This is a genomic window from Usitatibacter palustris (genome assembly GCF_013003985.1).
Classification (GTDB): Bacteria; Pseudomonadota; Gammaproteobacteria; order Burkholderiales; family Usitatibacteraceae; genus Usitatibacter; species Usitatibacter palustris.
On the sequence record NZ_CP053073.1, the window covers coordinates 2,875,110 to 2,890,229 of the forward strand.

14 protein-coding genes and 1 tRNA gene are annotated in these 15,120 nt (G+C 66.6%); 12 read left to right on the forward strand and 3 right to left on the reverse strand.

Going from position 1 to position 15,120, the window contains the following annotated elements; genetic code table 11:
• The first annotated feature begins 128 nt into the window (after positions 1 to 128).
• Positions 129 to 485, forward strand: coding sequence for a hypothetical protein (locus DSM104440_RS13995; protein ID WP_171163668.1), 357 nt, complete (start codon positions 129 to 131; stop codon positions 483 to 485).
• 114 nt (positions 486 to 599) lie between these two features.
• On the opposite strand, the gene DSM104440_RS14000 is transcribed toward DSM104440_RS13995, so the two are convergent.
• Positions 600 to 676 (reverse strand) — tRNA-Pro (locus DSM104440_RS14000).
• Between the two features lie 38 nt (positions 677 to 714).
• The gene (locus tag DSM104440_RS14005; protein WP_246212002.1) at positions 715 to 1,635 is read right to left on the reverse strand and encodes a polyprenyl synthetase family protein; all 921 of its coding nucleotides are present in this window, start codon (positions 1,633 to 1,635) and stop codon (positions 715 to 717) included.
• A gap of 135 nt (positions 1,636 to 1,770) precedes the next feature.
• On the opposite strand from DSM104440_RS14005, the gene rplU reads away from it, so the two are divergent.
• From rplU to DSM104440_RS14050, 9 genes are all read left to right on the forward strand, one after another.
• Positions 1,771 to 2,079: a 50S ribosomal protein L21 gene (rplU, locus tag DSM104440_RS14010; protein ID WP_171163672.1), complete on the forward strand. Its 309-nt coding sequence runs from the start codon at positions 1,771 to 1,773 to the stop codon at positions 2,077 to 2,079.
• 31 nt (positions 2,080 to 2,110) lie between these two features.
• Positions 2,111 to 2,374: a 50S ribosomal protein L27 gene (rpmA, locus tag DSM104440_RS14015; protein ID WP_171163674.1), complete on the forward strand. Its 264-nt coding sequence runs from the start codon at positions 2,111 to 2,113 to the stop codon at positions 2,372 to 2,374.
• 84 nt (positions 2,375 to 2,458) lie between these two features.
• Positions 2,459 to 3,088 (forward strand): LysE family translocator, encoded by a 630-nt coding sequence (locus tag DSM104440_RS14020; RefSeq protein ID WP_171163676.1) that lies wholly within the window; start codon positions 2,459 to 2,461, stop codon positions 3,086 to 3,088.
• Complete coding sequence (gene cgtA / locus DSM104440_RS14025; protein ID WP_171163679.1) at positions 3,085 to 4,101, forward strand: Obg family GTPase CgtA; 1,017 nt, start codon at positions 3,085 to 3,087, stop codon at positions 4,099 to 4,101. Before DSM104440_RS14020 ends, cgtA begins: the two co-directional genes overlap by 4 nt.
• Positions 4,098 to 5,216 (forward strand): glutamate 5-kinase, encoded by a 1,119-nt coding sequence (proB, locus tag DSM104440_RS14030; protein WP_171163681.1) that lies wholly within the window; start codon positions 4,098 to 4,100, stop codon positions 5,214 to 5,216. Before cgtA ends, proB begins: the two co-directional genes overlap by 4 nt.
• A gap of 149 nt (positions 5,217 to 5,365) precedes the next feature.
• Entirely contained in the window at positions 5,366 to 8,920 is a 3,555-nt protein-coding gene (locus DSM104440_RS14035) for a choice-of-anchor D domain-containing protein (RefSeq protein ID WP_171163683.1), read from the forward strand.
• A 17-nt stretch (positions 8,921 to 8,937) separates the two neighbouring features.
• Complete coding sequence (locus tag DSM104440_RS14040) at positions 8,938 to 10,122, forward strand: glycosyltransferase (protein WP_171163685.1); 1,185 nt, start codon at positions 8,938 to 8,940, stop codon at positions 10,120 to 10,122.
• A 2-nt stretch (positions 10,123 to 10,124) separates the two neighbouring features.
• Positions 10,125 to 11,339 carry a glycosyltransferase gene (locus tag DSM104440_RS14045; protein ID WP_171163687.1) on the forward strand — a complete coding sequence of 405 codons (1,215 nt, stop codon included), beginning with the start codon at positions 10,125 to 10,127 and terminating at the stop codon, positions 11,337 to 11,339.
• The gene (locus tag DSM104440_RS14050) at positions 11,336 to 11,905 is read left to right on the forward strand and encodes a Yip1 family protein (RefSeq protein ID WP_171163689.1); all 570 of its coding nucleotides are present in this window, start codon (positions 11,336 to 11,338) and stop codon (positions 11,903 to 11,905) included. Before DSM104440_RS14045 ends, DSM104440_RS14050 begins: the two co-directional genes overlap by 4 nt.
• On the opposite strand, the gene DSM104440_RS14055 is transcribed toward DSM104440_RS14050, so the two are convergent.
• Entirely contained in the window at positions 11,902 to 12,507 is a 606-nt protein-coding gene (locus tag DSM104440_RS14055) for an RNA pyrophosphohydrolase (protein WP_171163690.1), read from the reverse strand. The genes DSM104440_RS14050 and DSM104440_RS14055 overlap by 4 nt on opposite strands.
• Before the next feature lie 160 nt (positions 12,508 to 12,667).
• On the opposite strand from DSM104440_RS14055, the gene DSM104440_RS14060 reads away from it, so the two are divergent.
• Both DSM104440_RS14060 and DSM104440_RS14065 read left to right on the forward strand, forming a co-directional pair.
• A complete protein-coding gene (locus tag DSM104440_RS14060; RefSeq protein WP_171163691.1) occupies positions 12,668 to 14,389 on the forward strand; it encodes a proline--tRNA ligase in 1,722 nt (573 codons plus the stop codon).
• Complete coding sequence (locus DSM104440_RS14065; RefSeq protein ID WP_171163692.1) at positions 14,386 to 14,979, forward strand: transglycosylase SLT domain-containing protein; 594 nt, start codon at positions 14,386 to 14,388, stop codon at positions 14,977 to 14,979. The genes DSM104440_RS14060 and DSM104440_RS14065 overlap by 4 nt, the downstream gene beginning before the upstream one ends.
• Positions 14,980 to 15,120 lie beyond the last annotated feature (141 nt).

Here is a 15,120-nt window from a genome sequence, read left to right on the forward strand (position 1 = left end):
CCGGGCGCGCGTCATATTTCGGCCCGAATTGCTCGCCGCATCGCCCGATTGCGAGCCCCCCTGCTCCCTCGCCGGCGCGCGGAATGGCCCCATCGCAATCACACACGACGCGGAAAGGGGCAACGAACATGGCACTGCTTGCGGACATCCTCCAACTCATGGGCAAGGCGATTGCCAGCGGCGTCGCGGTGGGAATCGCCGCGGCCCTCGTCGTCCTCGGCCTGGCCACGACCGCGCAGGCCGCCGAGCCCCTCGACCGCATGCACGCCGTGAACGCCACCGGCGAGCGACCGAAACCCGGGAGCATGGCGCCCACGCTGCCGCCGATTGAAGGCGGGCCGTCCAGCGTGGGTGCCCTCTGGGCCACTCACCCGCAGGATGGAGAGTCGACGCTTCAAGTCCTGCTGGGTGTCTTCGCGCTGGCAGCCGCCGGGATGGTCGCCGTCATCGGGCGAACCGTTCCGGCAGGAGGTTCGCGGTCATGAGCTCGGCCGGATTCGGAATCCGCGGGCGCGTCTACGCGCGCGAGGATGCGACGGACGCAGCGATGCCGCCCCATGCGAAACGGGCTGCGTGGCTGCGGTGGATCCTTGGGAAATTGGTCGGGGTGAGAGGATTCGAACCTCCGGCCTCTACGTCCCGAACGTAGCGCTCTACCAGGCTAAGCTACACCCCGACGGTACTGGGTCGAGAAAGGGAGAACTTCCGGTGCTTCTAGAAGCTTCTCTCGACCGAAAAGGACGCTAATTGTAGCAAAGAGTCCCGCCATTCGGAACCCGGAAGCGTCGCAAGATGCCCTTCCGCCGCCTCGGCCTCGAGCCTGGCCTTCGCCCGCGCATAGTCGAGCGCACCCGTTCGCCGGATCGCCGCGAGTACCGCCTCCAGGTCCGCCTTGCCTTCCGTTTCGATCGCCCTGCGCACCACGTCGCGCTCGGCCTCGGTGCCATTCCTGAGGACATGGATGAGCGGCAGCGTGGGCTTGCCCTCGGCGAGGTCATCGCCCAGGTTCTTGCCCGTCTCGCTGAAGTCACCCGAGTAGTCGAGCACGTCGTCGATCACCTGGAACGCGGTCCCGAGGTGCATGCCGTAGGCGGCCAGCGCGGATTCCACCTCGGGCTTGGCACCCCCGAGGATGGCCCCCACCTGGGTCGCGGCCTCGAAGAGCTTCGCGGTCTTGTAGCGGATCACGCGCAGGTACTGCTCTTCGTCGGTGCTCGGATTGCCGATGTTGAGGAGCTGCAGGACCTCGCCCTCGGCAATGACATTCGTCGCATTGGCCATCACTTCCATGACGCGGGCCGAGCCCACGTCCACCATCATCTGGAAGGCGCGGGAATAGAGGAAATCGCCGACCAGCACGGAAGCGGCGTTGCCGAATTCCGCGTTCGCGGTGCGCCGCCCACGACGCAGGCTCGATTCGTCCACGACGTCGTCATGCAGGAGTGTGGCCGTATGGATGAATTCGACGACGGCGGCGAGCTCGTGCTTGGCCGTTCCCTGGGCGCCGACCGCATTGGCGGCCAGCAGCACCAACGCCGGGCGCAGGCGCTTACCGCCACTTTCGATGATGTAGTGGGCGATCGTGCGGATCAGCGCGACTTCGGAGTCCAGCCGGCGCCGGATTACGTCGTCCACGCGCTGTAAATCCTCCGCGATGGGAGTGCGGAGGGCCTCTAGGCTGGGGGGAGACAAGTCTTTGACGATGCGAGGAATTTCCCGTATTATAGCGGGTTCGTTTTACCCCAACAGTTGCAACACAGGAGCTCCTCAATGTATGCGGTCATAAAAACCGGCGGGAAGCAGTATCGCGTGACCCCCGGCGAAAAAATCAAAATCGAACAGATACCGGCAGACGTTGGCTCGCAAATCGTGATCGACCAGGTTCTCATGGTCGGAGAAGGCGAGTCGGTGAAGGTCGGAAATCCCCTGGTTTCCGGTGCGAAAGTCACTGCGACAGTCGTGTCGCATGGCCGTGGCGAGAAGGTGCGCATTTTCAAGCTGCGACGCCGCAAGCACTACCAGAAGTCGCAGGGCCATCGGCAGAACTACACGGAAATCCGTGTAGACGCCATTGCTTGATCAGGGCGATTGCCCACCAAGGACTTAGACCATGGCACATAAGAAAGCAGGCGGCTCGTCCCGTAACGGCCGCGATTCCGAGTCGAAGCGACTCGGCCTGAAGGCCTACGGCGGCGAGCTCGTCACCGCGGGCTCGATCCTCGTTCGCCAGCGTGGAACGCGTTTCCACCCCGGCATGAACGTGGGCATCGGCAAGGACCACACCCTCTTCGCCACGGCGGACGGCCGCGTGAAGTACGCGCAGCACGGCCCCAAGGCAAAGAACACCGTGAGCATCGAGCCGGCTGCGCAATAAGGCTCTCGCCTACGCGAAAGAGCCCCGTCACCGTACGGGGCTTTTTCATTTGTGGAGCTATTTTAGATTGAGCGAATTTCCGCGATGCCCGACGTAGCCCTGTTCATCGTCACCACCGCGCTCCTCGCGATCGCGCCGGGTCCGGACGTCGTCTATGTGCTCACGCGCGGCATCGCTCAAGGCCGCAAGGCCGGAATCGCGGCAGCCCTCGGCTTCGCGACGGGCTGCATCTTCCACACGCTGCTCGCGGCGCTGGGCGTGGCGGCCCTCATTCGCTCGTCGGAGCTCGCGTTCGACCTCGTGCGCTATGCGGGTGCGGCGTATCTCGTGTGGATCGGCATCCAGGCGATTCGCCACCGCGATTCGTTCGCGATGGCCGAAGCCGGTGAGGCCAAGGCACTCGTCACGATCTTCAAGCAGAGCATCGTCGGCAACATGCTCAATCCCAAGGTGACGATCTTCTTCCTGTCGTTCCTGCCGCAGTTCGTGAATGTCGAAGCGGGCAACGCGGGCTGGCAGATGGCGCTGCTCGGCGTGGTCTTCATGCTGGTGACGGCCGTGGTGTTCAGCGCCGTCGCCCTGTTTTCCGGCTGGATCGGCGCGCACGTGCGCCGCAATCCGGCGATCGGCTCGCGCCTGAATCTCTTCGCGGGCTTCACCTTCATCGCGCTCGGCATCCGCGTGGCGCTACCCGACCTCGCGAGCAAGCCATGAAATTCTTCGACGAAGCCAAGATTGAAGTGATCGCCGGCAACGGTGGCAACGGCTCGGCGTCGTTCCGCCGCGAGAAGTTCGTGCCGCGCGGCGGGCCGGATGGCGGCGACGGTGGGCGCGGCGGCAGCATCATTGCGGTTGCCGACATCAACATCAACACGCTGGTCGACTACCGCTACACGCGCGTCTTCCGCGCGAAGCAGGGTGAGAACGGACGCGGACGCGACCAGAACGGCCACGGCGCCGACGACATCGTCCTGCGCTTCCCCGTGGGCACCGTGATCAAGGACGCCGAGAGCGGCGAGCTGATCGCCGACCTCGCAAAGGACGGCGATCGCGCCACGCTGGCCGCAGGCGGCAAGGGCGGCCTCGGAAACCTCAACTTCAAGTCGAGCACCAACCGCGCGCCGCGCCAGTTCACGCCGGGCGGGGAAGGTGAAATGCGCAAGCTCGACCTCGAGCTGAAGGTGCTCGCCGACGTGGGCCTGCTCGGCATGCCCAACGCCGGCAAGTCCACATTCATCCGCGCGATTTCCGCGGCGCGCCCCAAGGTTGCCGACTATCCGTTCACCACGCTCGCGCCCAACCTCGGCGTCGTGCGTGTCGACACCAACCGTTCGTTCGTCGTCGCCGACATCCCCGGCCTCATCGAAGGGGCTGCCGAAGGCGCGGGCCTCGGGCACCGCTTCCTGCGCCACCTGCAGCGTACGCGCCTGCTGCTGCACCTCGTGGATCTCGCGCCGTTCGACGAGAACGCCGATCCAGTGGCGGACGCGAAGGCCATCGTGAACGAGCTCAAGAAGTACGACGTCGCGCTCTGGAAGAAGCCGCGCTTCCTCGTGCTCAACAAGTCCGACCTGCTCGAACCCAAGGAAGCGGAGAAGCGCGCCAAGGCGTTCGTGAAGAAATTCGGCTGGAAGGAACCCTGGTTCCTGGTTTCCGCGATGAAAGGCACGGGCACGAAGGAACTCACCTTCGCGGTGATGGATTTCCTCCTCGAGAAAAAGAAATGACCACGCCGCTCGCGAAAGCGAAGCGCGTCGTCGTGAAGATCGGCTCTAGCCTGCTCACCGCGGGCGGCGCCGGCCTCGATCGCGCCGCCATTTCCGACTGGGTCGGCCAGGTCGCCGCGCTCCGCGCGAAGAAGATCGAAGTCATCGTCGTCTCCTCCGGCGCGATCGCCGAAGGCATGCAGCGCCTGGGCTGGAGCAAGCGTCCGCACGCCGTGAATGAACTTCAGGCCGCGGCCGCCGTCGGGCAGATGGGCCTCGTGCAGGTGTGGGAATCGTGCTTTTCCGAGCGTGACCTGCACACGGCGCAGGTGCTCCTCACCAACGCCGACCTCGCCGACCGCAACCGCTACCTCAACGCGCGCACGACGCTGCGCACGCTCCTCGGACTGGGCGTGATTCCGGTCATCAACGAGAACGACACGGTCGTCGTCGACGAGATCCGCTTCGGCGACAACGACACGCTCGCCGCCCTCGTCGCGAACCTCATCGAAGCCGACGCGCTCGTGATCCTCACCGACCAGGCGGGACTCTTCTCGGCCGATCCACGCAAGGACCCCAAGGCCACGCTCGTGTCGCATGCCATTGCGGGCGAGGCGAAGCTCGAAGCGATCGCAGGCGGCGCGGGTTCGCACGTAGGCAGCGGCGGAATGATCACCAAGGTGCTCGCGGCCAAGCGCGCGGCGCGCAGCGGCGCACATACCGCGATCGTCTCCGGGCGCGAAGCCGACGTCCTCTCGCGCCTCTTCTCGGGCGAATCGATCGGCACGCTCCTCGAAGCGCAGACCGCGCCGCTCGCGGCCCGCAAGCAGTGGCTCGCAGACCACCTGCAGCCGGCCGGGCGCATCACGCTCGATGCCGGCGCCGTGAAAGCCCTCGTCACCGACCGCAAGAGCCTCCTCGCGGTGGGTGCCACTGCAGTCACCGGCGACTTCGGCCGGGGCGAGGTGGTGAGCGTGCTGGGACCCGACGGCCGGGAGATCGCTCGCGGCCTCGCCAACTACGGCGCCAGCGACGTGTTGCGCATCCTCCGGAAGCCCACCACCGAGATCGAGGCGATCCTGGGATACCTGGCCGAGCCCGAGCTCATCCACCGGGACAACCTGGTCGTACTCTAGGGTTCGGAGAGCGATACCGGGGTGGTCCCAAGTCCCGGAAAGTGCAGAAAATTCCATTGACGGGGGGGGTTCAGACCCCCTAGCCTGACTTTGGCACGCCTATGGCTTGCCGCTTCATCCAAAGATTAAGCGTCCCAGTGGAGGACAGCATGCGCACAGCACCCTCCGGGTCATCGGCCCGGCTTTTCCGCCAGTCTTCGCTCGCGCTCGCGATTGCCGCGGCGCTTCCGGTTTACGCCGGCGACTACATGGTCACCAACACGGGCGACAACGGCGGCGTGAACCCCGCTCCGTTGGCCGGGACCGGCACGCTGCGCCAGGCGATCGTCGATGCGAATGCCGCGTGCGTCACGCTGAACTCCCCGAGCATTGGCTTTGCCATTCCCGCCGCTCCCTTCCAGATCACGCCGGCCTCCCCCCTGCCTTTCCTCAGCTGCATGGGTAGCTCGACGTTCAGTCCCACGATCGACGCCACCGCGCAGCCCGGCGTCACCATCGACGGCGCCACGATCAGCGCCCTCCAGATCACGTCCTGCGGCATCGAATTCGATCCCTACGGTTACGGCGGAACACTGACCCTGCGCGGCCTGAAGATCCAGAGCTACAGCTATGGCGGATATTCCGCGGGCGTGTGCGCCAAGCGGTCGATCGTCAAGGACAACCAGTTCGTCGGCAACGCCTACGGCATCAAGGCCGGCGAGGAACTGACGGCGCTCGGAAACACGATCACCAGCACGGACACCGGCATCGAGGTGGGCGGCAATGCCACCGTCGGCGGATCCACCGCGGCGGATCGCAACGTCATCAACGGCGGGTCCCGGGGTGTCAAGGTCCAAGGTGCGGGCACGGTGATGATCCAGGGCAACTACATCGGCACCGACGCATCCGGCAATGCGGTCGTGCCGATCTCGAACGGCATCGAGGTCTATTTCTCGGATCCGGTCACGATCGACAACAACGTGATCGCGGGCGGCAGTAACGGTATCTACGTGGGGAGCCAGGACAGCATCACGATCTCGAACAACAAGATCGGCGTAGGCGCGTCGGGCGGTTCGCTCACGAATGGCACGGGCATCCAGATCGGTTACTCCGGTCCGCCGTCGATGGTGGTGCCGGGCATGAAGGCGGTCGGCGGTCTCACCTCCAAGCCGCTCGCTGCGCCCATGCCCAACGCGCCCGCGAACCTCATCTACCAGAACACGATCGCCAACGGCGCGAACAGCGGCGTCTACGTCACCAACGGCAACGGCATCAAGATCTCGGAAAACGCGATCTACAATAATTCCCCGAAGAACATCGACCTCGCCCACTACGCCGGTCCGGTCGCGAACGATGCGCTCGATACGGATACCGGCATCAACGGCCTGCAGAACAATCCGGTCGTGACTTCGTTCACCGTCGAGCCTGGCGTGGGCGCGACCGTGAACTACTCCCTCAACAGCACGCCGGGAAGCACGTTCATCCTCGAGTTCTTTGCCAGCGGCGCCGTGGGCGCGCGTGAAGGTCTTTCCTTCCTCGGCGCAGTCACCGCCACGACGGACAGCTCCGGCGACGTGTCCGGTACGACCCCCGTATTCCCCGGCAGCCCTTCGTTCGTTTCGGCGACGGCGCGCCACGGCACGATCGGCGATACCTCGGAATTCTCGGCGGCCGTCGCGGTCACGCCGACGGCCTCGGCGACCGTCTCGAGCTCGATGCTCGATTTCGGCAACGTGCCCATCGGCACCAGCGGCACGCTCGCATCGACCATCACCAGCCAGGGCAGCGCGCCGTGGCTCATCACTTCCGCCGGCTCGCCCACCTGCTACGGCGGCCCCGCGTACTACGGCGGCCCGATCGCGTGCGGCGGTCCGTTCACCTGCACCAGCAGCTGCTCGAGCGGCTCGTCGTATTCGTCGGGCTCGAGCTGTTCCGTGACGGCCACGTTCTCGCCCGGATCACTCGGCACGTTCAACGCGAGCCTGCAGATCTGCGACAACACGACCAGCAGCCCGCGCACGATTTCGCTCACGGGCGTGGGCACCGCGGCGCTCGTTCCCGGCGTGTCCACCTCGACCAACACGATCGATTTCGGCAACGTTCCCATCGGTTCGACCGTCGGCCCGATGAATGCGGTGCTCACCAGCTCCGGCACCGCGCCCTGGATGCTCAGCGCGATCGGTTCGCCCACCTGCTATGGCGGGCCGGTCTGCTACGGCGGTCCGTTCACCTGCACATCGACGTGCGCGCCGGGCCAGTACAGCCCGGGCTCGACGTGCCAGCTCGATGCCACGTTCTCGCCCGTCTCTCCGGGCCTCTGGTCGGTTAACGTCGAGATCTGCGACAACGCCGCCGGCAGCCCGCGCACGATCCTCGTCAAGGGCAACGGCTTCGTTCCGGGAACGCCGACCGTCTCGCAGACCACCACGACGCTCAATTTCGGACCGGTTCCGCTCGGGGCATCGAGCGGCACGCAGACCGCAACGTTCACGAGCTCCAGCGCACTGCCCTGGATGATCACCAGCCAGGGTTCGCCCACTTGCTACGGCGGACCGATTTGCTCCGGCGGCGGCTTCACCTGCGCGACCACGTGCACGCCGGGCACCTCGTACAGCCTGGGACAGTCGTGCAAGGTCGACGCCTTCTTCACGCCGACCGCACTCGGCCCGCAATCGGTGACCGTGGAGTTCTGCGACAACGCGCCGGGCAGCCCGCACACGCTGGTGCTGAACGCGGAAGGTGTTGTGCCGCCCGCCGTCACGCTTTCGCCGGCCGCCCATGACTTCGGTCCCGTGCCCGTGGGCACCAGTACGCCGTTCACCTTCAACCTCAGCAATCCTTCGCCTTCGGCGCTGTTCATCGGCAACGTGGTTACCACGGGTCCTTTCTCCGTCTTGTCGACCACCTGCACGCCCTCGATGGGGCCCTCGGGTTCGTGCAATGCCGTTGTGGTCTTCACGCCCACGGTCAATGGCTATGTCACGGGAACGGTCGGACCGAGCGCATTCCCGAGCGCGGCATCCACCCTCGTCGGCCAAGGCCTGACGTCGGCGCAACTGCAGCTGCCGCCGCCGATCGAGTTCCCGGCCTACACGCTCGGCCAACCGGCGCTCTCGCGCATCGTCGCCCTGAAGAACACCGGACAGTTGCCACTCACGATTACCAGCATCGCTGTGTCCGCGCCTTTCACGCTGACGCACGACTGCCCGACCACACCCATGCCGCCGGATGCGACGTGCCTCGCGACGATCGGATTCAGCCCGACCACCATCGGCAACTTCGTCGGTTCGTTCACCGTGGTGAGCAATTCTGGCGGTGGCACCACGCAGTTCGTTCCGATCCGCGCGAGCAGCCAGCCGCGCCCGGCGCCCTCGCTCGTCGTCACGCCGAGGGAAGTCGGATTCGGCGGCCGCGGCGTCGGCTCGCTGAGCCCCGCGCAGTCGGTGGGCATCCGCAACATCGGCGGCGCAACGGCGATCATCGACAGCCTCGTCACCAGCGCGGACTTCGTGGTGCTCGGCCACAACTGCGCGACGCTCGCACCGCTCGCGGAGTGCACGGCCAGTGTCGCGATGCAGGCGAACTCCTTCGGGCTGCGCGTGGGCACGCTCACGATCCGCAGCAATGCGGAGAACGGGACCGAAACCGTGCTGCTCTCGGGCACCGGCTGCCGTCCGCCGGGCATCTCGGCCGGCCGCCTGGGCGCGATCACCGGCGGCTGCTAGCCCCGCCGCCGGGGCCCGTGCGTCGCGTCCTTTGCGCCTGGGAGTTCGGCGGCGACCTCGGACACATCCGAAGGCTCTGCGCGATCGCTCGCGAGTTGCAACGCACCGGCCACGAGCCGGTGCTTGCACTTTCGGACCCTGCTGCCGCGCCCCGGGATGCCGGGTTCACGTGGTACCAGGCGCCCCTGCTCACGATGGAGTCGCGCGCCAATCTCGCCGCGTTGAATGCCTCCGACCTGTTGCTCCACCTGGGCTTCAGCGATCCGGTCCAGGTGGCCGGCGCACTGCGCGGGTGGCGCTCGCTGTTCGATCTCGTACAGCCTTCCGTCATCGTCGCCGACTTTGCCCCCGGTGCGTTGCTCGCGGCTCGTGCTGCCGGCCTGCCGCGCGTGACGGTCGGCAGCGGATTTGCATCGCCGCTTGCAGGCGACCCATTGCCGGCCTTCCGCGATTGGCAGCCCGTGCCCGCCGAGCGCTTGCGCGCGAGTGACGCGCTGTTGTGCGCGTCGATCAACGCGGCGCTTGCGAGCGCAAATGCGAAGCCGCTCGCCAACGCGCACGACGCCTTCGAGGCCGATCAGGATTTCTTCTGCACCTTTGCCGAGCTCGATCCCTACGGCGTGCGCGCCGGCCGCGAGTACTTCGGGCCGCTCGACCACGGCGCGGGAGGCGTGCGCATCGAATGGAGCGCGTCGCTGCATCCGCGGGTCTTCGCGTACGTGAAGCCGGGCTATCCGCATTTCGCCGCGCTCGCCGCGGCGCTCGCGCAATCGGGCGGCGAGAGCGTGATCGCGTCTCCCGGCCTCGATACGGCCCGCCTCGCGCAACTCACGCAGCCCGGGCTCCGGATCTTTGCCGAACCCGTGGACCTCGATTCGGTGCTCCCCGCCTGCGATCTGTGCGTGGGCCACGCCGGCGCTGGATTCACCGCGCGCGCGGTCGCGGCGGGCCTTCCGCTCGCCCTGCTGCCCATGCACCTCGAGCAATACCTGGTCGCGCGCCGCCTCGCGGAACTCGGAGCCGCGCTCGTGGCCCGGCCCGAGGAGCCGGCTCCTGACTTCTCGGCATGGGTGCAACGCCTGGCAACCGACGACGCGATGCGCAGCGCCGCGCGCGCGCTTGGCGCGAAGTACCAAGCGCACCGTGGCGAGCACGCCACGCAGCTGGTGGCCGGGCGCATCGCCGCGCTCGCCGGAGCCTGACCGTGGCGCGCATCGTGTTTGCGTGGGAGCTGGGCGGCTCGATCGGACACGCCGTCGCCAGCGCGCGCCTGGGTGCGGCGCTCGCCGCGCGCGGTCACGAGGTGGCGTTCATCTTTCGCGACCTCACGCCGCTGCGCTTCCTGCCCGAGGCCCAGGCGTTCCCTGCCTTCCAGGCACCGCGGATCCGCGAGGAAGGCCGCGCGACGTCACCGTCGGGCTATGCGGAAATCCTGCAGGGGTATGGGTACCTGGACTCGCGTTCACTCATCGGCCTGGTCGGAGCATGGCGCTCGCTGCTCACCGATTGGAAAGCCGACCTCGTCGTCGCCGATTTCTCACCCACGGCGTTGCTCGCCGCGCGCACGCTCGGCTTGCGCCGCGTCACGTACGGCAACGGATTCTTCACGCCGCCGCGGCTCGCGCCCTTGCCGCCGTTTCGCATCGGCCCCGAAGTGGACATCGCTCGCCTCGCGGAAAATGAAGCGCAGGTCCTCGCGGTCGTGAACCAGGCCCTCGCGCATTTCAGTGCGAAGCCGCTGGCGCAACTGTCCGGGCAATTCGAGACCGATGAAGACTTCCTGTGCACCTTCGCCGAGCTCGATCACTACGGCACGCGGCCCGTATCGCACTACTGGGGCCCGCGCATGTCCACCGACGCCGGCGCGAGCGTGCATTGGCCCTCGGGCGGCGGGAAGAAAGTGCTGGTCTACGTGCAGGCGCAGTTCGAAGGGCTCGACGAGCTGATCGGCGCGCTGCGAATGCGCCCGCATTCGGTTGTCGCGTTCATCCCGCGACTCGACGAATCACGGCGGCGTGCGCTCGAAGGACCGCGGCGCAAGATCTCGCCGAGCATGGCGCGGCTCGATACGCTGCTGGCCGAATGCGATCTGCTCGTGTGCCACGGCGGGGAGATCGCGCCCGGCGCGCTCATGCACGGCGTGCCCACGCTGATGCTGCCGCAGCACTACGAACAATTCCTGATGTCGCTGCGGATGCAGCAGCTCGGGGCCGGCCTCGCACCCGGTGCGCCGCCCGCGCCCGGCGAGATCACCGCACTCCTCGATCGCCTGCTCGCGGAACCGGCACACAAGACGAACGCCGCGTCCTACGCGAAACGCCATCCGCAATTCTCGCCGCGCGAACAGCGCCGGCGCGTGATCCAGCGCATCGAAGATATACTCGCCACAAATCGAACGACACCCCAGGGGAGCCCATGAATCTCGTCGACCGCGTCAAGAACATCCTGTTGCAGCCGAAGTCTGAGTGGCAGGTCATTGCCGGAGAGACGCACACCGTCGCGGGCCTCTACACCGGCTACGTGATGATCCTCGCCGCGATCCCCGTGCTCGCGGCCTTCATCGGACTCTCGCTGGTGGGTCTCGGTGGCGCTCGCCTCTCGATCGCGTACGGCGTCACCTTCATGGTGGTGCAGTACCTGCTGTCGCTCGCAAGCGTGTACATCCTCGCGTTGATCATCGACTTCCTCGCGCCCAATTTCGGCGGCACGAAGGACTTCATGCAAGCGATGAAAGTGGCGGCGTTCTCGTGGACGGCCGCATGGGTCGCGGGAATCTTCGCGATCGTCCCGCTGCTGGGCATCCTCGCCATCGTGGGGCTCTACAGCCTTTACCTGCTCTACCTCGGGCTTCCGGTGCTCATGAAGACGCCCGAGGACAAGGCGCTGCCCTACACCGTGGTCGTGATCCTCGCCGCGATCGTGATCTCGGTGATCGTGCAGGCCGTCGCCGGATTCGCGCTCCCGGGACGGATGCGCGGCTTCTAGGATTCGGTCGCCGGGGTCGGCGTCGGCACGATCGGCAACACTTCGCCCTCGGGTTGGTTCCGGGGGCGATCGCGGCCCTGGCCCTGCTTGCGCCGCCGGCCGTAGGGAGACACGCCCGAGAGGCTGTGACGCACGTCGAGGAATCCCGCGAGTTGCTCGAGCGCCTGGCGATAGACGTCGCGCTTGAACTCGATCACGGTGTCGAGGGGAACCCAGAAGTCATGCCAGCGCCACGCGTCGAATTCCGGGTGGCCGCTCGCGCGCAGGCTGATGTCGTGGTCGCGGCCGACGAGTCGCAACAGGAACCAGATCTGCTTCTGGCCCTTGTAGGTCCCGCGCCACTCGCGCTTCACCCAGTGGTTGGGCACGTGATAGTGCAGCCAGTCGCGCGTGCGACCGAGGATCTTCACGTGATGCGCTTCGAGCCCTGTCTCTTCCTTCAGCTCCCGGTACATCGCTTCCTCGGGAGACTCCCCGGGCTTGATGCCGCCCTGGGGGAACTGCCAAGCGTGCTCCTTGATGCGCTTGCCCCAGAAAACCTGATTCTTGGTGTTGCAGAGCACGATGGCGACGTTCGGGCGATAACCGTCCCGATCGATCATGGCTGTCACCATCCAATCCGTTGAGTTGGGGCCATTTTTCCACAGTTCGCGAGCGCTCGCCAGTTGCCGGCCAAAGCTCGCAGCCATGTAAAATGACGGCCGCAACCCGATGATTTAATTTCAGATTCCAAAGTTTGACGCCCCACCCGCCGGAGAGTTCATGCGCGCCACCCAGTTCTACCTCGCCACGCTCAAGGAAGCCCCCCAGGAAGCCGAGCTCGCGAGCCACAAGTTGATGATGCGGGCGGGCCTGATCCGACGCCTGGCGAGCGGCCTGTACACGTGGATGCCGCTGGGAATGCGCGTGCTGCGTCGCGTCGAGAAGGTGGTGCGCGAAGAGATGAACCGCGCAGGGGCACTCGAGATCCTCGCCCCGCCCATCCAGCCCGCGGAGCTTTGGCAGGAGACCGGCCGTTGGGATCTCTACGGCCCGATGATGCTGCGCATCCAGGACCGCGCCGAGCGCGAGTACTGCTATGCGCCCACCGCCGAGGAAGTGCTCTGCGACATCGCTCGCAAGGAGATCCAGAGCTATCGCCAGCTCCCGCTGAACCTCTACCAGATCCAGACCAAGTTCCGCGACGAGATCCGCCCGCGCTTCGGCGTGATGCGCGCGCGCGAATTCATCATGAAGGACGCGTACTCGTTCGACGCGGATCTCGCGGGCATGCAGAAGAGCTACAAGAAGATGTACGACGCGTACGGCCAGGTCTTCACGCGCCTGGGCCTCAAGTTCCGCGCGGTCGCGGCCGACTCGGGCGAGATCGGCGGCACGGGCTCGCATGAATTCCAGGTGCTCGCGAGCTCCGGGGAAGACGCGATCGCCCACAGCACGGGCTCCGACTACGCGGCGAACGTGGAGCTCGCCGAAGCAGTCGCGCCCGCCGCGCCGCGCGCCGCTGCAAGTGCGGCGATGGCGAAGGTCGCCACGCCGGGCAAGCACACGTGCGAGGACGTCTCGGCCTTCCTCGGCATCCCGATCGAGAAGACGGTGAAGTCCATCGTCGTCGTGCATTCGAGCGAGGGCCAGCCCGACCAGATGTACATGCTGCTCGTCCGCGGCGACCACATGCTCAACGAAGTGAAGGCTTCGAAGCTCGCCGCGTTGAAGCCCTTCCGGTTCGCCACCGAGGGCGAGATCCGCACGCGCCTCAAGGCCACGCCCGGATCACTCGGCCCCGTGGGCCACGACGTGAAGATCATCGCCGACCGCACTGTCGCCGCGATGAGCGACTGGTGCAGCGGCGCGAACGAAGACGGCTTCCACCTGACCGGCGTGAACTTCGGGCGCGACCTGCCCGAGCCGCACATCGTGGCGGACATTCGCAACGTGGTTGCGGGCGATCCCTCGCCCGACGGCAAGGGCACGCTCGAGATCGCGCGCGGCATCGAAGTGGGCCACGTCTTCCAGCTCGGCACGGCCTACTCCGCGAAGATGGGCGCGAACGTGGTCGACGAAAAGGGCGAGTCGAAGCCGATCCAGATGGGTTGCTACGGCATTGGCGTGACCCGCATCGTCGCCGCGGCAATCGAGCAGAACCACGACGAGAAGGGCATCATCTGGCCCGATCCGATGGCGCCCTTCGCGGTGGCCGTGATCGGCCTGGGCTACAAGAAGAGCGAAGGTGTGCGCGCCGCCGCCGATGCGCTCTACAACGAGCTCGTCGCCGCGGGCATCGACGCCTACCTCGAGGATCGCGATGAACGCCCCGGCGTGTTGCTCGCCGACCAGGAGCTCATCGGCATCCCGCATCGCTTCGTGATCGGCGAACGCGGCCTGAAGGAAGGCATGGCGGAGTACCAGCATCGCCGCGACGCGCAGGCCACGCGCGTGCCGCTCGCGCAAGCGGCGGCGCATCTCAAGGAACGCCTCGGCGCATGAACAAGGGCATCGCGTGCCTCGCGATCGCCCTTGCCCTCGCCGCGCCGCGCATCGCGCTTGCCGGCGCGCAGCAATACGAGGTCCTCACGGCCTCGGTGCGCGCGACGCTCGCCAGCGCCGTTAACGCCCGCGACACCGTCGACTGGAACGACATGGAGACGCGCGCCTGGGTGCGCGCGATGACGCGGCGCGTGAAGCCGTTCTATCCGGATGAGGACGCCGCGCGCAGCTTCCTCGGTCTCGTGCGCTACGAGGCCAAGCGCGCGGGACTCGATCCGCACCTGGTGCTCGCGGTGATCGAGATCGAGAGCAAGTTCCGCAAGTACGCGGTCTCGAAGGCCGGCGCGCGCGGCCTCATGCAGGTGATGCCGTTCTGGGTGAAGGAGATCGGCACGCCCACGACCAACCTCTTCCAGGAGCGCGTGAACATCCGCTTCGGCTGCGTGATCCTGCGTCACTACCTCGATCGCGAGAACGGCAACGTGTTCAACGCGCTGGGCCGCTACAACGGCTCGCTGGGCCGCGCCGAGTACCCGGACAAGATCTTCAAGGTCTTGAAGTCACGCTGGGCGCTCGACGCGCCCGCGTAGAACGCCTCCAGCACGAAAATTTCGGACGCAGCGAGCAGGATGACTATTGCGACCAGCGATACGAACAACATCCCTGCAACCATCTTCACGGGGACCTCCCACGACCGGGCATGACGCCACTCTAGGCATCAAACGTTTCCA